We start from the raw sequence: 3,109 nt of genomic DNA, 5'->3' as shown, positions 1-3,109 counted from the left end.
TCGACAAGCTGACCAAGGTCTACAAGACCGGCGACAAGGCGCTGACCGATGTCAGCTTTACCGTGCCAAAGGGGCAGGTCGTGGGGCTGATCGGGCCGTCGGGCGCGGGCAAGTCCACGCTGATCCGCTGTGTCAACCGGCTGGTGGAGCCGACCGAGGGGACGGTGCGGCTGAACGATCTGGACATCACGCGCCTGCGCGCGGGCGAACTGCGCCGGGCGCGGCGGCGGATCGGGATGATCTTTCAGGAATACGCCCTCGTCGAACGGCTGACGGTCATGGAGAACGTGCTGTCCGGGCGGCTGGGCTACGTGCCGTTCTGGCGCAGCTTCACCCGCCGCTTCCCGGGTGAGGACATTGCCAAGGCGTTTCGCCTGCTCGATCGCGTCGGCCTGTCGGCCCATGCCGACAAGCGCGCCGATGCGCTGTCGGGCGGGCAGCGCCAGCGGGTGGGCATCGCCCGGGCGCTGGAACAGGATCCCGAGCTGCTGCTGGTGGATGAACCCACCGCGAGCCTCGACCCCAAGACAAGCCGCCAGATCATGCGGCTGATCGTCGAGATCTGCCGCGAAAGCGGCCTGCCCGCGATCATCAACATCCATGACGTGGTCCTGGCCCAGCAATTCGCCGACCGGATCATCGGGTTGCAGGCGGGCCGGGTGGTCTTCGACGGTCCGGCAAAGGGGCTGACCGAGGCGGTCCTGACCCAGATCTATGGCGAGGAGGACTGGACCGCAATGCGCCAGGCCGCCGCCGAGGACGAGGCCGCCGAGGCCGAACAGCGCGACGAGGCCATGAAGATGATGAGGGCGCTGTGACCGAGACCGCCGCCCCCGTGTCTCCGGGCCCCTATCCGACGCGGTGGAAACGCCCGCCGCAGATGATCAAGTCGCGCTTCTGGCGCTATGCGCTTGCCATCGGGGCGCTGGTCTGGCTGGTGCTGGCCCTTGGGACCATCGAGGTGAACTGGCAGCGCGTCATGGTCGGGATGGAGCGCGGCCAGCGCTTCATCGGGGGGTTCCTTCAGCCCGATTTCACCACCCGCTGGCGCGACATCTCTACCGGGCTGATCGAGAGCCTGACGATGACGCTGACCTCGACCGTGGTCGGTGTTCTTGTCTCGATTCCCATCGGCATCGGCGCGGCGCGCAATGTCGCCCCGGGCTGGATCTATGCGATCTGCCGCGGGATCATCGCCGTTTCCCGCGCGTTGCAGGAAATCATCGTCGCGATCTTCTTCGTGGCGCTGTTCGGCTTCGGCGCCTTTGCGGGGTTCCTGACGCTGACCTTTGCCACCATCGGCTTCATCGGCAAGCTGCTGGCCGAGGATATCGAGGATATCGACGAATCCCAAGCCGAGGCGATCCGGGCTACCGGCGCCTCGTGGTTCCAGTTGATCAACTACGCGATCCAGCCGCAGGTCATGCCGCGACTGATCGGGCTGTCGCTTTACCGGCTCGACATCAATTTCCGCGAATCCGCCGTGATCGGCATCGTCGGCGCGGGCGGGATCGGGGCGACGCTGAATACCGCGCTGAACCGCTATGAATACGACAGCGCGGGGGCGGTGCTGCTCATCATCATCGCCATCGTGATGATCTCGGAATATTCCTCGGGCTATCTGCGCAGGTGGGTGCAATGAGCGTGACCGACATTCCCGTCGCCGAACGTCCCGTCTGGCACCACCGCACCCTTCTTGGCCGGCTGGCGATCTATGCCGGATGGCTGGGGCTGGTCGCGCTGTTCGTCTGGTGCTGGAACATCATGACGGAACGCACGATGTGGGTCTTCGTCTACGACGCGCCCCATGCCGCGGCCGATCTGGCCAGCCGCGCCTGGCCGCCGCGCTGGTCCTATATGGACAGGCTTTGGCAGCCGCTTTGGGACACGATCAACATCGCCACGCTGGGCACGCTGCTGGGCATCGTGCTGGCGGTTCCGCTGGCCTTCCTGGCGGCCTCGAACACCACGCCCTCGCGGATGATCCTGCGGCCCGCGGCGCTGTTCTGCATCGTGGCCAGCCGCTCGATCAACTCGCTGATCTGGGCGCTGCTGCTGGTGTCGATCCTGGGCCCCGGGATCCTTGCGGGGATCCTTGCCATCGGATTCCGCTCGGTCGGCTTCATCGGCAAGCTGCTTTACGAGGCGATCGAGGAGACGGATATCGCCCAGATCGAGGCGATCACCGCCACCGGGGCGACCAAGGCGCAGATCCTGAATTACGGGATCGTGCCGCAGGTGCTGCCCAGCTTCTACGGCATCTCGGTGTTCCGCTGGGATATCAATATCCGCGAAAGCGCGATCCTCGGGCTGGTGGGCGCGGGCGGCATCGGGGCGCAGCTTCAGGCCAGCCTGAACGTGCTGGCCTGGCCGCAGGTCACGCTGATCATCCTGGTGATCCTGGCGACCGTCGTGGTCAGCGAATGGGTCTCGGCCCGGGTGCGGCACGCGATCATCTGAGGCACGCGGCGAAAGGACGATTGCAGCCGGACCGCCGATCTGGTCCCCTCGGGCAAGGACCGGATGGAGAGGGCCGTGAGCGCCGACCAGTTCCTGATCTTCGTAATCCTTGGCGCCACGCTGGCGGCGTTCCTGTGGGGGCGCTATCGCCATGACGTGGTGGCGCTGGCGGCACTTCTGGCCTGTGTCGTCGCGGGCGTCGTTCCGGCCGCGGACGCCTTTGCGGGATTCGGCCACCCGGCGGTGATCACGGTGGCCTGCGTTCTGGTGCTGAGCCACGGGCTGCAGACCACCGGTGCGGTGGACTGGCTGGCGCGCAGCGTTCTGCCGCGCGAGGCCGGGCGACTGGCCAGCATGGCCGCGCTGATGGGGCTGGGTGCTGCGCTGTCGGGGTTCATGAACAATGTCGGCGCCATGGCGCTGCTGATGCCGGTCGCGGTGCAGCTTGCCGGGCGGCTGGACCTGACGCCGGGACAGGTTCTGATGCCGCTGGCCTTCGGGACGATCCTGGGCGGGATGACGACGCTGGTGGGCACGCCGCCGAACCTGATCGTCTCGGGCTTTCGCGCCGAGGCGGGGCCGGGGCATTTCGGCATGTTCGATTTCGCGCCCGTGGGCGTTGCGGTGGCTTTGGCGGGCGTGCTGTTCG

Annotated in this window: 4 protein-coding genes; all 4 read left to right on the top strand. The window is 66.9% G+C overall.

Features of this window, described 5'->3' with window-relative positions; translation table 11 throughout:
• On the top strand, positions 1-818 hold an 818-nt coding region (gene phnC / locus ENN83_RS15990; RefSeq protein ID WP_287188736.1), incomplete at its 5' end, for a phosphonate ABC transporter ATP-binding protein.
• 62 nt (positions 819-880) lie between these two features.
• Positions 881-1,642, top strand: a complete 762-nt coding sequence (gene phnE / locus ENN83_RS15985; RefSeq protein ID WP_287188737.1) for a phosphonate ABC transporter, permease protein PhnE — start codon at positions 881-883, stop codon at positions 1,640-1,642.
• Complete coding sequence (phnE, locus tag ENN83_RS15980) at positions 1,639-2,460, top strand: phosphonate ABC transporter, permease protein PhnE (protein ID WP_287188735.1); 822 nt, start codon at positions 1,639-1,641, stop codon at positions 2,458-2,460. Before phnE (ENN83_RS15985) ends, phnE (ENN83_RS15980) begins: the two co-directional genes overlap by 4 nt.
• 75 nt (positions 2,461-2,535) lie before the next feature.
• On the top strand, positions 2,536-3,109 hold a 574-nt coding region (locus ENN83_RS15975; RefSeq protein WP_287188734.1), incomplete at its 3' end, for an SLC13 family permease.

The sequence above is a fragment of the Rhodovulum sp. genome (genome assembly GCF_011048875.1).
Classification (GTDB): Bacteria; Pseudomonadota; Alphaproteobacteria; order Rhodobacterales; family Rhodobacteraceae; genus Rhodovulum; species Rhodovulum tesquicola.
The sequence above is the reverse complement of the archived record's forward strand: the minus strand, read 5'-3'. Positions and strand labels throughout refer to the sequence as shown.